The organism is Persicitalea jodogahamensis (genome assembly GCF_014651615.1).
GTDB classification, from domain to species: Bacteria; Bacteroidota; Bacteroidia; order Cytophagales; family Spirosomataceae; genus Persicitalea; species Persicitalea jodogahamensis.
The window spans coordinates 197,547-212,987 of the sequence record NZ_BMXF01000003.1; the positions used below are offsets into that span (position 1 = coordinate 197,547).

At 49.6% G+C, this 15,441-nt stretch carries 13 protein-coding genes; 1 reads left to right on the top strand and 12 read right to left on the bottom strand.

Annotation, left to right across the window (positions count from 1 at the left end; translation table 11 throughout):
- The first annotated feature begins 175 nt into the window (after positions 1-175).
- Positions 176-742, top strand: coding sequence for a hypothetical protein (locus tag IE117_RS16200; protein WP_229581024.1), 567 nt, complete (start codon positions 176-178; stop codon positions 740-742).
- Between the two features lie 51 nt (positions 743-793).
- Here the strand turns inward: IE117_RS16200 and IE117_RS16205 are convergent, their stop codons facing one another.
- From IE117_RS16205 to IE117_RS16260, 12 genes are all read right to left on the bottom strand, one after another.
- Positions 794-1,771 (bottom strand): hypothetical protein, encoded by a 978-nt coding sequence (locus tag IE117_RS16205; RefSeq protein WP_189565530.1) that lies wholly within the window; start codon positions 1,769-1,771, stop codon positions 794-796.
- Complete coding sequence (locus IE117_RS16210) at positions 1,768-2,520, bottom strand: DUF5672 family protein (protein WP_189565531.1); 753 nt, start codon at positions 2,518-2,520, stop codon at positions 1,768-1,770. Before IE117_RS16210 ends, IE117_RS16205 begins: the two co-directional genes overlap by 4 nt.
- A complete protein-coding gene (locus tag IE117_RS16215) occupies positions 2,520-3,503 on the bottom strand; it encodes a glycosyltransferase family protein (protein ID WP_189565532.1) in 984 nt (327 codons plus the stop codon). Before IE117_RS16215 ends, IE117_RS16210 begins: the two co-directional genes overlap by 1 nt.
- A complete protein-coding gene (locus tag IE117_RS16220) occupies positions 3,500-4,738 on the bottom strand; it encodes a glycosyltransferase family 4 protein (protein ID WP_189565533.1) in 1,239 nt (412 codons plus the stop codon). The genes IE117_RS16215 and IE117_RS16220 overlap by 4 nt, the downstream gene beginning before the upstream one ends.
- 37 nt (positions 4,739-4,775) lie before the next feature.
- Complete coding sequence (locus IE117_RS16225) at positions 4,776-5,435, bottom strand: acetyltransferase (RefSeq protein WP_189565534.1); 660 nt, start codon at positions 5,433-5,435, stop codon at positions 4,776-4,778.
- A 75-nt stretch (positions 5,436-5,510) separates the two neighbouring features.
- Positions 5,511-6,194, bottom strand: a complete 684-nt coding sequence (locus IE117_RS16230; RefSeq protein ID WP_229581027.1) for a WbqC family protein — start codon at positions 6,192-6,194, stop codon at positions 5,511-5,513.
- Between the two features lie 157 nt (positions 6,195-6,351).
- Positions 6,352-8,382, bottom strand: coding sequence for an ArnT family glycosyltransferase (locus IE117_RS16235; protein WP_189565536.1), 2,031 nt, complete (start codon positions 8,380-8,382; stop codon positions 6,352-6,354).
- 10 nt (positions 8,383-8,392) lie between these two features.
- Positions 8,393-9,469 (bottom strand): DegT/DnrJ/EryC1/StrS family aminotransferase, encoded by a 1,077-nt coding sequence (locus tag IE117_RS16240; protein WP_189565537.1) that lies wholly within the window; start codon positions 9,467-9,469, stop codon positions 8,393-8,395.
- Entirely contained in the window at positions 9,462-10,721 is a 1,260-nt protein-coding gene (locus IE117_RS16245) for an ABC transporter ATP-binding protein (RefSeq protein ID WP_189565538.1), read from the bottom strand. Before IE117_RS16245 ends, IE117_RS16240 begins: the two co-directional genes overlap by 8 nt.
- Positions 10,722-10,737: 16 nt before the next feature.
- Positions 10,738-11,574, bottom strand: coding sequence for an ABC transporter permease (locus IE117_RS16250; RefSeq protein ID WP_374757972.1), 837 nt, complete (start codon positions 11,572-11,574; stop codon positions 10,738-10,740).
- A 3-nt stretch (positions 11,575-11,577) separates the two neighbouring features.
- Positions 11,578-12,669, bottom strand: a complete 1,092-nt coding sequence (locus IE117_RS16255) for a GumC domain-containing protein (RefSeq protein WP_189565540.1) — start codon at positions 12,667-12,669, stop codon at positions 11,578-11,580.
- Positions 12,670-12,691: 22 nt separating this feature from the next.
- Complete coding sequence (locus IE117_RS16260) at positions 12,692-15,298, bottom strand: SLBB domain-containing protein (protein ID WP_189565541.1); 2,607 nt, start codon at positions 15,296-15,298, stop codon at positions 12,692-12,694.
- Positions 15,299-15,441: the final 143 nt, after the last annotated feature.

The window sequence follows — 15,441 nt, forward strand, 5'->3', positions numbered from 1 at the left end:
TTGCAAAAGTAAAGATTGATTTTCTACTTGCAACATTGTTGCAAGTTTTTTTGACGGAATGCGTATCTATCAGAATTACTTTTTAAGTTTGCATTTGCAACGTTGTTGCATTATCTCCAAGATTCAAGGCAGCCCGGGGAAGGGGTATTCTGCTGATTTTAACTTAACGAGTAGTATGAAAATGAATCAAAGATGGCTGGGTTCCTGGGCTTTTATGATGATTGTGCTGTTGGCGCAGTGCGACAAGGCCAAAGAGGTGGAGCCCAATGACGAGAATGAATTAATTACTACGGTTCGGCTAAACTTTTCCGAAATCGGAACCAGCACGGCGACAACCTTTGCCTTCCGTGATGTGGATGGTGAGGGCGGAAGCCCACCCTCGGCTTTTGAGAAAATTACGCTGAAACCCAATACATCCTATAAGGTTACGGTGGAGTTCCTGGATGAAAGTAAAAGTCCGGCGCAGGACATCACCAAGGAAGTCAAAGAGGAAGCCGACGAACATCTGCTGGTATTCACGCCTGCCCCGGCGTCGCTACTCACTTACACATACGACGATAAGGACTCCCGCAACTTTCCGATCGGATTGACCGGGACAGCAAAGGCAGGCACCGCCGGAACGGGAAAACTAAAAGTCCAGCTCCGGCACCAGTCACCCGTTGGCGGAAATCCCGTCAAGAATGGCATGCCGGGACCCGGCAGCGACGACGTGAACCTGGACTTTGATGTGGAAGTAAGGTGAGGGTTGCCAGAAAGTCAACTGGGCGACGCGATGTCCCCGGTTAGGAATGTTTCAGTAAGTCCAGTCGAAGGTTTCAATTCGCTTCACCAGTCGGAGCAACTGCCGCACCATAATTTTGCGGAGGCCTCGGTTTGACTTTATAGTGGAGACCCGGCCGTAAGGAAGGGGCGTTTGGTCGGTAGGGAGAGCATATTCTCGCAGTGAGTGGCGGTAGGATTGTCGTAACGCCTTCCAATGACTGTGGCCATCGACCAAACCAATGTGGTCGCTCCATATGGGGTGGTAGGTTTCGGCTCCCGCAAAATCAATAGCAATCAGGGGAAGCCCATCGACATAGTACTTGCCGTTGACAACGGTCAATTTCGAGGCTGGAACGGCGTGCAGCCCATAGTGCCAGCCGGGGTTCCGCAAGGTTTCCACCCGCTCATGATAAATCGGCAGGTAGTTTAACCATAACTGATCAAGGCACATTCCTTCGCACAAATCGAAAAAGCCGCGATCAGTCATCCGATCGCACCACCAGTTCAACATAGCTGTTTCCTGGCCATCAGGGTGCATGATCCAGCTTCCGGCATGATACATGCCCGTGTTGAGGGTGCGTTTATCGTCGAGCCCGGCAGTTGATCCATTTCCTGAACCGCCAATAGGCCGTAGTCGCTGCGGACTGAGTTGTAGAAAAGCGGATTTGTCGGTAACCTGGTCGATCGAACCGTATAGCTGGGTAGTGGGGGAGAGGTAAGCCAGTTCTTCGCAATTGGGGAACAGAGCCAACAGATGCCGGGCAAGAAATGGCTTGCAGGCCGCAACCAATTCGAAATCGCAGTAGCGCTGCTCCATGCCAACCCAGTCGTTCAGTTCGAGCGATTCTATCGGCACAATACTTATCCAATCCGGGAGGTTAGGTAGTTTCATCCGATCTACCCAACCGAGAAAAAACCGATGGTCAGGGTTATGCTTTCTTAACGAATGGGCCAGCACGAGAGCATGGCTGAGTTGGTGTCGGTTACAGACCGTGAAGGCAATTTTCATAAATCTTTGAGCGCGGGAACTGGCTTCGTAAGTCCAGAAATAGCGAAAGGACTTTCGGCAGATCCGCCGGATGCGGCGGCCAAGTTAGCGGATTGAGCGAAACGTTTTCGGCTTAGCGCGGTAGGTGTATTCATTTCCGGCCACCAGCGGTTGGTGTAAAATTCCCAGAAAACGGCGTCGTTTTCCAGGTTGGTAGCCGAATCAAGGTACTGGTGAATGACCCTCCGTTTGCGCTTGGTCAACTTTTGGAAAGCTTCAATATTCCGCAAAGAAATACCGCTTGAATTCCCGAATGCTGCTAATTCGATTTTGTTTTTTATGAAGAACTCCCGCCTGTTTAACCGTGCCTGTATGTTTATGGCCGATGGACTCTGTCCCGCAAAATCGGGAAGGGGTTGAATGAAATCGTAACCCTGCCGGCACCAGTAAGCGAGTTCATTCCGGGTAACTACGGTGTTCATCTCACAGATCAAAAGGTAGCGGCTCCACCCGAAATTCGAGTATAAGTCTGTCCCCAGTAATAGTTTGGCGTATCCGGTTCGGCTGGAAAAATAGCGATCGTCGAAGGAAACGTAGTCTGCCGTCGGACAAAACTCTGTCAATTCTTCAACTTGGGTGAGGCTTTCGCCTTTGATGAAAGTAATCGGAAAATCACCCAGGTGTTCCTGGATCGTTGCCAGCGAGTTCATGGCTACTGCCGTGAGCGGTAGACTGAAAACCGGAATAAGAATGGTGACGGGCTCCTTCATCAATAAGTATCAAGGACCTCCGCTAATTTCCGTAACGGGGCAGTAAGCGCTTTTCTGACGCGGACGTACTTATAAATCTTGGCCGGCTTGATGTAGCGGCAAGGAAATTGGCGGTAGTATTCGTTGCCGTTCTGCACGAGTTGCTCGTGATAGAAGGCAAACAAGGCTACCAGATCAGGGCGTTCTCCAAAGGCAAAGCGATCCTGGTACTTGGAGATTAACTCTGGCTTACGTGGGTCGTAGCCGCTATAATGGAAAAAGACAAGCGACTCCTCTTCGTTGACAATGTACTCTTGACCCTGTTTGGAAAAATATCTCTCATGAAGATTCCAGTAGGCGGCGTTATGGCCCCGGTGCTTTTCTACGTAGGTGTTTTCCACAAAAAGAGGAAGGAAATCCATCCAGTGCTGATCAACAAAAAGCCCGTCGCAAAGCGCGATAAGGCATTCGTAGCGCAGCTTTTCTTCCCACCACTTTATATAATTAACAATAGCCTCACTACGCCGGAAGGCGCAAAAACCCAGGTTATATATGCCCGTATTCAGGTGGTGGAGTTCATTCGGGGTCTTTCGGTCCTCAATCGGGGTGCAAAGGTGTGGCGTAAGTACCGCCTCATGCTTATCCAAATGGTGAAGTAGCCGGGTGAGAGGCTGATACACGATTATATCGGGGTCAAAGTAGATGACCTTATCCGCTTCGGGGTACTTTTCAAAAAAATAGCTAAAGAAAAAGGGCTTGACCGCTGTGTTAAGTTCGGTGATGTTGTAGCGGTCGCACATTTCGGCAAAACCAGAAATGCCAATCGTGTGTACTTCCACCAAGGGGTAGTCCGGCTCGTAGCCCGGTTCGAAGGTAACATCGTCCAGCCGATCCACCAGACCAATAAAGTACCGGACATTAGGATTGGTGCGGCGGAGCGAATCGCCCAGAGTACGGGCTTGCGCCAGGTAGTTGACCGAGCAAATTGTGAAAGCAATCGTCATGCGGCAGGGCTGATTTCGGTACTTTTTACCTTTTGACCTGTTAGTGTGTCCTGACCCGTAGAATCTTCGATCACATCAATTACTTTCTGTACACTCAATGCCGTGTCATGGCGATCCAGTACCTTGTCGTGCGCCTTCTTACCTTTCCGGAGGCGCAGGTCTTTGTTTTCGATGAGCGAAATGACTGCATCCGCAGCGGCATGGACGTCGAGGTACTTTACCACCTCCCCGGCGTCACTTTCCACAAGTTCAGGAGCACCTCCTGCCTGATCGAAACACACGATTGGCTTTTGAAGCAAAGCCGCTTCAAGTACCACCAGAGGATAAGGGTCCTCGCGAGAACTGAGCAGGAAGAGATCAAAGCGCGTCATGATATCCAATGCCCGGGGCGTCGGCGGAATCAGCCGGATTCTGTCCGCGAGTCCAAATCGCTCGATATCAAACTTTATCAGTTCATAGAAAGGCTGTGAATCGCCAGCTCCGACCCACACAAAATAGATGGGCTTTTCGGGCAACCGCTCAATGACTTCCCGGGCAACAAGGTTGAAAATGTCGTTGCCCTTGCGCCACTCCGCGTTGCCACAGCCACCTATTACAATGGCATCGTCGGGTAGATTGAGTTCCTGTTGAAGGATTTTGGGATCAACCGACGCAATCCGTTGTCGGATGTCGAGTGTATTGATCAGCGTAAATGTGCTAACCTTGCCGGGAGGAAAATGGTACTCCTTGACGTAAAAATGGGCTACTGCCTTCGAAACAGCGATGAGGTGCCGGCATCTGGCTAGCAGAAACTTCAGGGATTCAGGCTCGGAGTAGGTGGCTACCGACATCTGCAGTTCGTGGGCAAACAACACTGCGGGCAGATGGTGAAGATATTCGAGGTTTTTATGGTAGAATTCAGCATTGGCTACTGAATTGACGAAAACCAGTCCGAAATTTTGCGCCATCAGCTCTGCCTTGACGCGTGAGAAGTCAGGATTTTCGTGAACCGAGCTACGGCGACCTTTCAATACAACTCCCAGAAGTCGCTGTAAAAAAGAATGTTGCGGGATCGGTTTGACCAGTGTGACCGAGGTGACCTGCTCGAATTCAGCAACCAAATCACCGTCTTCACAGAGCAGCAGGTGCGTTGGGATACCCTTATCCTTTAACAGACCCACAAGTTGCAACAACAGCAATTGGCTGCCCGCTCGGTTAGCGTCGTGGGAGATGAAGAGAACTTTTTGCAAACTCACAAAGGATTGGTTAGGCAAACGACAAAGTTAAACAGCTTTAATAAGCTTCAAAACTTTTCTTGCCCGGCACCTTTTTGGCGGGATTACCCACGTAAATACTCCATTCGTCGGTATTCTTCATTATGGCAGCAGCCATGCCTACCAGCGTACCCTGCGCAATGTGCGAGTAGTCGCGTATCGTACTGTTCACCCCGAAAAAAGAATACGATTCGATGGTGCAGTGGCCTGACATCACCACGTGGGAAGTGAAAAAGACATGGTCTTGAATAGTCCCGTGATGGCCGATATGATTGCCACTCCACAATACCACGTTATTGCCGATGGTTGTAAAGGGTTGGATCGTGTTATCTTCCAGAATGAAGCAATTCTCTCCCACGACACTCCGGTCAAGAATCGTGGCGTGCGAGCTGATATAGGAAATGAAAGCGTACCCTTTTGCCTTGGCTTCCAAGTAGATCTTCTCGCGGTTCCGGTTCATGTTCCGGGCCGTTAGTGGTGCGAAAAAAGAGTATTCCTGTGGCGGGAAAAGGGTTTCGACGTCTTCGAAAGCCACGAGCGGCAAGCCACGGAAGGACTCTTCCTTCAGATATTCCCGGTTGACCGTAAAGGCTACAACCTCGTGCTCGGAGTCGTTGTCCAGATAATAGTGAGCAAGTTCTGCCGTATCGAGGATGCCAAAAATAATGACCTTTGCCATGGGGAGGTGTTTAAGTTTACAAGTCTGAGGCCGTGTGGCCGCTACGGTCAACGGGTACTTTGCACTCGTCCCGTGCTAAATTAGATCGTATTCGCCCAGCAAATCCTGAATTTCTTTCTGATTGTTGAACATCATAATATCCAGGATGGAAAGCAAAGGTACGAAGTCGTTTTTGAATTGGGGGTAAGCCCGGGGGGTAGTGTGGATGAAATTCAGGGTGATTCCCTCGTTGCAAAACAAGTGTTTGTCATACAAAGCCTGTCCTCTGATGGGATTGATATAGTGACTGGCCCCTTCTTTTTGGCAAATAGAAAGGATTCTGTGCTGCCCTTTCAAATCGCTATTATTGTATTGCCGCGATGTTTTCACGATTTCCGTGTCGATGTTCATGAATCGCGCCGTCTTAACCAGGCTCTGCAAACAGAAATCGGCCACACTTTCCGACTGATCGGTGATAATGTCTTCGACTAAGGGGAAAACGGTTTCGAACTGAGGGGCCTTCCGATAGGCCTGACTTATCGTTTTGAGAATTTTTTTGCGCCAAACCTGATCGGGCGAAACCTGCACCTCATAAATCAGCTTGTTTTGACTGGCATCGATCAGGGGGACCGTGAAGAGGTGAGCTTTTCCGCCCACCAGAATATTGTTTCGGTTTATCCAACCACGATTGATAAAATTGACGTCGTCGTAAATTACGAATTTATCCACCAATTTCAGCAGTTTATAGTAGCTGAGATAGGGTAGGAAATACGGCTGCATTATGGCAAGTTTCAAGTCTGTTTCAAATTTCTAGTGAGTGATTTTAAGTGGATAGTTGAGATAATGTACCCGCTATTCGGGGGTACTTTGCGTTGTGTTGTATATCATGTAATGCCTTAAAACGGCAAAGCTAAGACAAATTCATAGTGTGCCGTGCTTATTTTAATTTTCGCAAATAATAATCTTCCCCTTTAACTATAAGATCGGTCATAGTCGTATCCGTTCCGAGACGTACGTCACCGGCTTGGGGAGAGATTACGCTTTTGTCGAAAAACAAGTAATCAGCCTCAGACGGAATGGGTTGCACACCTTGCTCGAAGGGATTGATTGAAATAAGTCTCCTTGTTAAATCCTTTCCATATAAAGGATACTCGAAATCGTCGTTGATTGTTCCCAAAGCCACTGTGGCATTGGGCGGCACCAGGGAGTCAAACCTCAGGTAGGGCCGGTAAGTGTCAGGACGGGCAAATGTCTGAAATTTTATTCGCTCCGTAGTGAAAGCCGATTCGTAACCGTAGGCTGGTAGTGGCAGGCACCGGATATTAAGGTAAACCGACATCACCGCCGAGATGCAAGCCAAAACCACGATCAGGCCGACGTATGATTTCCAGATAAACCGCCGTGGCTTCAGAATGGAAAGCCGGTGGTTGGAAAAAAGCATCAATAGGAATAGCGAACCGAACAGACCCGTCTCGATAAAGTATCTTCCTTTAAAAGGATCATAAGGCGCTGAGTAAGAGATGGCCATGAAATGAAGCACAATAGATGCTGCCAGAAACCAATGCGGGCGTGAGCGAAATACCCTCAGGAAGGTGAGAAAAACAAGAGGTAGGAGCAGCGCGAAGCCAAACACCCCCCAATAGGGATTGGCGTTATAAAATTCGAAACGACGCTGAAAACTGAAAGGTACGATGGAGAAATCTGTCTCCTCGTCCAGCCGCATACCCAGTTTGTCTTCCAGCAGGACGATTGGCTTGCGAATTTGGGTGTTGAGGTCGTACCCCCACTGGGCGTTTCGAATGCCGTCGAGGTTGAAAAAATCATAGCTGTACCGCACAAGGTTTCGGCTACCTTGCTCAAACAAATTTTGTAAACTACCTGCTCTTTCTACAGATTGGTGCTTCAACGCGGTGGGTGGGCCGATGGGATGGCCAAACACCTGTATATTCTTGATATAACCCGTCGGCAGGGCATAAATAAGAACCGCCAAGGCAATAGCCAGCCCAAGCTTGAAGGTCCTTTGAAAAAAGATCTTGACCTCGGAAGCTATAAAGACGGTGTAAATCATAATCACGAACACCGACGGCAGCAGGAGCACGAACGTCACCTTGTGGCCGAGTGTGATTCCGAAGACCAGACCCGCCAGGTACAGGTACCTGTCTTGCCGGGTAGCGTGGTAGCTATACAGAAAATAGAGCAGGCAACTGAGATAAGCCGTGAGAACAATATCGGTTTCGGTAGTTATGGCCTGCATGAGAAAATCCAGAAACAAACTGTAGGCTAAGGCACAGAAAAAACTGGCCGACAGGTTGCGCCCAATACGCTGAGCTGTACCAAAAACAGCTACCAGCGTGATCCAGTAAGCAGTGTGATGGATTAGCTTGAACGCATTCTCAATTTTACCCGAAATCAAATAGCTGTAAATCTGGATGGCAGTGACGCTTTTCGGGTAGGTGTCCATGTTCCAGTTGGTACCGCCGAAATGCTCCATTGTTCCGCGCTGAATGTAGCGCACCGCACGGTTGAGGTGCCCGGTCATGCTGTCCCATTCATTAGGAACAGTAAAAAGTACCAGCAGCAGATTGGTGACGCCGATGACGAGCAGCGTGCCCAACATCAGCGTAAAGAGAAACTTGAGATAAGGTGAAAGTTCTCTGAACCAGGTTTGGAAAGTAGCGGTGCGGTTCCGGAGGATGCCCCGGATGGAAATTTTTTCCTGTTGGCCGATAAGTCTCTGCCACAGAACAAAATGGGCTCCCAGCACTAGAAAATTTCCAAAAATCCAGGCAAAGGTTTGAGCCGTAAGGTCGAGGGCCGAAAGAATGAATCCGGTGGGGATGACGCAAGCCACGAAAAGCACAAACGAGCAAAGCAGCCACTCGGAAAGGGAAGGCTGGCAAACGCGCTTAGCCACATAGCCAGCGCCACCGATGAAAAGAAAGAAGAAAATCCAATAGATCAACTCCACGAAGGCTGGGTCAAAGGTTTTGGTTAATCACCTGACTGATTTTTTCGATCTCTGCAGCCGGCTGTTCTACATACAGCGGCAGGCTCAACACCCGCGAGGAGATGTCTTCCGATACCGGGCAGGGGTAGTATTCGGGCAGAAAGGAAAGCGTATTCAGCGAGGGATAAAAATACCGGCGGGGAGCGATTTCGTTTTCCAATAAGGCCCCCTGCACCCTTCGCATGACATCGTATGATTCAAACACAACCGGGTAGTAGGCATAATTATAGTCGATGCTCGGGTCTATTTTTGGCTTTGTCAGTTTTGCCCAGTTCAACTGCGCGTCGTACTGCTCGAAAACGTTCTTCCGGGCCGCGATAATCTCCGGAACATGAGGCAAATTGCACAAACCCATGGCAGCGTGAAACTCAGAATTCTTGCCATTGATTCCTGCGTAGAAATATTCCTCGTCGCCACGGTGTCCGAAGGCACGAAGCAAGTGAATTTTTTCGTGTAATTCAGGATGGTTGGAGACGAGCGCTCCGCCTTCAATCGTATGAAAAACCTTGGTTGCATGAAAACTACATGTGCTCAGGTCACCATAAGAAAGTAAAGAGCGTCCCTGGTACTTCACACCAAAGGCATGAGCCGCATCGTAAATCACTTTGAGGGAATGCCGCCTGGCAATGGCCTCGATTTCTTCCACCGCACAGGGATTTCCATAAACGTGGGTGGCCATGATCGCCTGCGTATCGGGCGTAATGGCTGCCTCGATCAATGAAGGATCAATGTTAAAAGTGTCCCGGTCAATGTCCACAAATACCGGAGTGCAATTTTCCCACAAGATGGAATTGGTCGTGGCAACGTAAGAAAAAGGTGTGGTAATGACCTCTTTCGTGATTTCAAGTACCTTGAGAGCAATCTGCAGCACAATGGTACCGTTGCCGCAGAAATACAGGTTTTCTACGCCCAGATACGCTTTCAGCTCCTCTTCAAGCTGCTGGAGAAGCGGGCCGTTATTGGTGAGCTGTACCCGATCCCAAATTTGATGGATATACTTGATGTACTCTTCCCGGTCGGGAAGGAAAGACTTGGTAACATTAACCATTCACAACGGATTCAGCCTGATTCAGGGAAAAATTCAATTGGGGACGAATGTAGCCTGGCCACTTACCGTACCAGGTCACACCTTCGCGGTAATCCTCCACGTCGAAAGTAAGGGCTTCTTCCATGTTGTAAATCACGCTGCTGGTATCTTTCACCACCATGATCGAAACCATGTAAGATCCATCATTCAGAAAGTGGCCGGGAATTTCCAGAGTCCCGGATATCAGTCCCTTCGCGAATGATTGCGATGCCGTCCCGACGTTGAAAATGCATTCGCCCGTATACGAATACAGGTGCAAGCTCAGGTTTAGCTGAGCATCATCGATCATATTCCAGAACTCAAACTGAATCTCCATCGACGTTCTGACGTCGATGTGCATCAGGTCGTCGAGGTAGTCAGGCACCAGTTTGAAGCTCTTGACCCGGATTTGGTCATTGCCGGGGGCGGTGTTCACATCGTCCCACTGGCGTTCGAGCTTTTTCTGCGACACCCGGCTAAGGTAGGTTGTGACGATATGAGAGGTTTCGCCCTGATCGAGCAACTTTCCTTTCTCAAAGTAAAATGACTTGTTGCAAAGCGCCTGAATGGCGGTGAGGTTATGACTCACAAACAGCAACGTACGGCCGCTTTCGGAGACATCACGCATCTTTCCCAGGCATTTTTTCTGGAACTCAGCGTCGCCCACGGCAAGTACTTCATCGATGATCATGATTTCGGGCTCAAGGTGGGCAGCGATAGCAAAGCCCAGCCGCACGTACATGCCTGAAGAGTAACGTTTCACGGGAGTGTCAAGGAATTTTTCCACTCCGGCAAAATCAACGATCGCATCAAAAGATTGCTTGATTTCGCTCTTGTTCATGCCCAGAATGGCGCCGTTCAGGAAGATGTTTTCACGGCCCGTAAGTTCAGGGTGAAAACCAGTACCCACCTCCAGCAAACTAGCCACCCGACCGTCAATGGTAACCTGACCCGTAGTGGGGTCGGTGATGCGGCTCAGGATTTTGAGCAGGGTCGATTTACCCGCCCCATTATGACCCACAATCCCAATGCGGTCGCCCTGGTCGATACTGAAGCTCACATCTTTGAGAGCCCAGAACTCCTCCTTACGGTTGGAGGCGGCGTCCTTATCCTTCTTAGTGAAAAACTGATCGAAAGTATCGGACACCGCATCCCGAAAACTGGTAGGCTTTCGGGTGCCCTGGTGATCGATAATGTACTTTTTGCTGATATTTTCAGCTGTAATGACGTGCATAGACAGTCGCTGCGTATCAAATATAATCTACGAATGTATTCTCTTGCTTGCGAAAGTACATAACAGAGAGAAACAATGCTATTATTGATACAATTAATGTAGAATACAGGCTGTTAGGGTCGAAATAGGAATTGTCACCCAACAAACACCACTTAAAGCCATCGATGATCCCCACGGCGGGATTCATGATGTAGTACTTGTAATACTGCGGCAAAGAGTCCCGGACGAGCCGTGTGCTGTAGGCAATCGGGCAGGCGTACATGCCTACCTGCACGATAAATGGGATAAGCTGGGCTATATCCCGGAAGCGCACATTGATCACCGAAAAGAAAAGCCCAAAGCCCAGTGCAGAAATGAAAGTAAGTACCAGAAAAAACGGTAAAAATATAATGTTGGGGCTTGGCAGGTAGTTGTAAAAAAAACTCAGTCCGATAAAAAGCACCAGCGAAATCAAAAAGTCAATAAAGCCGACCGCCACGGCGCTGAGTGGCATGAGCAGGCGGGGAAAGTAAACTTTCGATACCAGGTTGGAATTGAGGACGATGCTGTTACTGACCTGACTGAATGCGCCGGAAAAAAAAGTCCAGATCGTCAGTCCTCCCAAAATCATCAGCGGGTAGGGGATGTTCGGGTCGGGCGGAAGCTTGGCCACCAGGCTGAATACCGTTGCCATTACCAGCATGGTCATCAGGGGACGCACCACGCTCCAGGCGATGCCCAACAAAGTCTGTTTATAACGAACAGAAATATCCCGCTTGGAGAGAATCCAAAGCAATTGCCGATTCCGCCATAGGTCAAGCCAGTAGTCTGCACCCGAACCTCCCGCTTTTATTGTAGTACGATATGCCATAATAGTTTATACTCTTTCGTCAGCCATGACATCAGCATATACTCCCTTGAAGTACACAATGACAAATGCCAGCACCAAACCGATCAGAAGGCCGATCTGGGCCCGCTTTCCTTCATCGGCCTTCATGTCCAGAGGTTCCTTCACGGGTTCGATGATCGTGAACAGCGGTGCTTCCTGAACCAGCGAAACCCTCATCGCCTCCACATTACGCAACGCTTCGGCGTAAAGCTGGGTAACAAAGGTCGAGTTTCGCTGTAGTTTTGTGACCCGGGCCTGGCCTTCGGGCACCACGATGTTGGTGCTGTAGTCCATTTGGCGGGCCAGGTTGGTTTCAGTCCGATTCAGGATGCGTTCCAGGGAATCGGCACGAGCCTGTAGCAGTTTGAGCGTCTTCCGGGTTTTGGAAGTCTGGTTTTCGGTGTAGACCTCTTCCACTGTTTCCAGCATCGTATTAGCCCAGAGCTCGGCGAGCAGCTCACTTTTGAAATGTACCGTGAGCATCAGGAAGGACGATTTACGATCGGGTTCGTAAACAGCGGTAGCCACTTTGGCCACGTCCACCACCGTATTGAGCGCCCGGTGTTCAAAATCGGAGAAACCTTTGATGCTGTCACTCTTAAAATGGAAGCTTTCTAGTTTCGGATTATCTTTCCACTCTTCTTCCCTGATCGTACTTGAGTCGATCACAAAGTTTGCGAGCAGCATCTTTTTGTCTCCAACCTCAACTTCTTTCATCAGGGCCCGCTCAATCACGGGGCGGGAATTGACGAAGTACAGGAAGTTTTCGCCCGTGTAAACATTGGCGTCCGGAGCACCGCCCAGTCCAAACATACCAGCCATCTGGCCGAACTGCGAATTGGACGAACTTCCCGCTCCCAGATTGAATAGAATGCTAGCCTCGTACTGAGGCGGTTTTTTCAGATAAATGTCGAGGGCATAGCCGATACCATAGCCAAGCAGACACAGTACCAGAATGATTTTCCAGTTTCTAACCAGAGCATCCTTGGCTGAAACTACCTTCAATACGACCGACTTAGGCGAAATTTGGTCTTCGGGCAGACTTTCAGGATACCGCTCGTGAATTATTTCTTGGGCCATTTTAGATGCGTTGTGTTAGATACTACCGGATGTTGCGGAAGGCAAGAACCGAAAGAATGAGCGTGAATAGAGTGGAGGTGATGGAGATACCCTGCTGCAGTATTTGCTGGGGCGTCAGGGAAGCCGCGCCTTTCACTGGTACGTAGATTTCCGAGCCGGGCTCAACCTTGGGGTAAACGTTGAACATCAGGAAACGACGGGTACGATCCACGGAGCCGTTTGGATATTTGATGTAAGCCGAACGCCGTAAAGAAGTTCTGGTAAATCCGCCCGCCTGAGAAATGTAGTCGAGGAAATTCATATCATCGCTGTACTTGACTGTGTTCGGATACAGAAGCGCACCCTGTACTCGCACCGTTTCGAGCCGCTTGGGAATGCTCAGGATGTCGCCCTCCTGAATAATGATGTTTTCTTCAGAGTCGGGGTTCTTCAATATTTTCTCGAGTTGAATCCCGACGAACTCCTGCCTGATTTCTCCCCCCGTGGCCACGTTAAAGGATCCCTTCCGTACCTCGGTGGATATCTGACCCAGCGCATTCGCTGTTTGCTGGGCTTCAAATTCTGATATCTCCCGGCTGCGTATGAGGGTGGCTCCCTTCACATAGGCCAAATCCGTCAACCCTCCGGCCCTCATCACCAGGTCGGAAACCTTATCATTTTTGCTCACAATCGCATACTGACCAGGATTCAACACTTCGCCTTGCAGAATCACATATTGCTGTTCTTGATAATTGGGCGATTTTCTGACAATGACTTCATCGAATGGGTACAATGGAAAGTTCGTATCGTTACCATCCAGGCTAAGATCCCGGCTCACATCAAATTCAAAGTGTTCCGAAATATTGGCATCGGCGGCTTTGGCGTCTGAATTGCGCACTCGGCGGATTACTTCCACCTGTGATGCCTTGGCCGACTCTTTGAAGCCGCCCCCCATCAGAATCAGGTCTTCCAGTGTCATGTTGGACATATAAGGAAAACGCAGGCTGTTTGTAGTTGCCGCAACGTCGGGTCCGTTAACGACCGTCGGGTCGTTGGCTTCCGGTTCCTCAATGTTATTCACCTCACCCGAAATCTGCACGTATGACGGCTGCACCATGTCAAAGTTCGACGGGATGATGATTCTGTCCAGTCGGGTGAGTAATAGATCTTCCGCCTCACCATTCATTATATCCTTCAGATTCAAAGGGATATTCTGGACCGTTTGATCGGCCCGGGTGCGCATTACGGTGATACGACCTGTGAAGGCATCCTCACGTAAGCCCTGGGCGTTTTCCAGCAGAGTCTTCAAAGTCGGATTGCTGTCTATTGAATAATCACCGGGACGCATCACTGCCCCTTCCAGAAAAACAATATTCTCAAACCGATTCAAGATGGCCTGAACCTCAATGACATCGCCGCTGACCAGTTCAAAATTATCAAATTCTGCGTTTTTTACATCCAGAATCCGGCGTTCGCCATTATCGGAAATGCGCCTGATGGTTACCCGCGCCCGGTAAGCGTTATCTGTAAAGCCGCCCGCATAGCGGATTATATCGCCAAGCTTTTCATTGCCTTTTGCCTCGTATAGCTTGGGGCGCCTAACATTTCCGGTGATTTCTATTCTCTTTTTTACAAAACCCACATTGACGATGTCGTTGTCTTGTATTCGGATGGCCCCTTCCGAAGTGCCATTAAGGAGAATATCATAGATGTCGAACGTGGAAACTACCTTACCGCTGCGGATGACCCGTATCTCCCGGAAAGTACCAATCTCATTAGGCCCACCTGCGAAATACAGGGCGTTGAATGCCGAAGAAAGCGAGTTGAGGGTATAACTGCCGGGCCGAACTACTTCGCCGGTCACGAACACGTTGACCGGCCGAATCTTACCCAAAGTGAGCAGCAGCTTGGTCTGGGAGGCATTGCCCCCCGAACCCAACATGCCCGGAACAAATTTGGAAAAGCGGCCCATCAGTATTTTCTGGGCTTCCTGAATGGTTTTTCCCGCCAGGTTCACCACTCCTACTCTGAGGATATTCACGTCCCCGTCGCGGTTCACCTCCAGCTCCTGGTCAGGGTACTGGGCATACCCATATATGGATAAAGTAAGGTTATCCCCCGGGCCAATCGTGTAGTCGCTGGGGGTGCCGATCGACTGCTCCGGAATGGGAGAAAAAGCGCTGTCGGCAAACAGCGAATAGCCGAAAATGCTTTGACGGAGTTCCTGCTTTGCGAATTCAGCCTGAATTCTTGCCTGCCGTTTCTGATCATTGGCTGTTTCTTCCGCCGTTTTCAGAGAATTCTCTGTCTGGGATTGCGGATCGACAGGGACTACTTCTCCCTGTGCATTGGTGGTAGTTTGCACTACCTGGCCATCGGGGCCAACTACATTTCCCTGGCTATTGACCGGAACCTGCCTCACTTGTCCGTTGGGAAGTGTTACGCTTCGGGTGTTTCCTTGTTGCTGGGATTGTCCTTGGGTAGTGCCGTTGCCCTGGCTGCCGGAAGGGGTAGTAGATGACGGAGCACCGGCCGGGGCTGAGGGTGCGGGCGTCGTTCCTTGGCCGAAAGCGGCAGAAACGGCTAAAAATAACGCGAATGTGACATTCAGAAGATTTTTCTGATACATTGCGAAAGTGTTCAGGTTCATGATGGGAAATTCGTGATGAAATGGCTGACGGAAAAGAGACGTAAAACGAATTCCGGCGGCAGAAGAAAAACGGGTGGTCTTTTAAAAGTACAATACGTGTGTGTAAATTTGAAAGGGCAAAGTAAAGCAGATTTTTCCTTTTT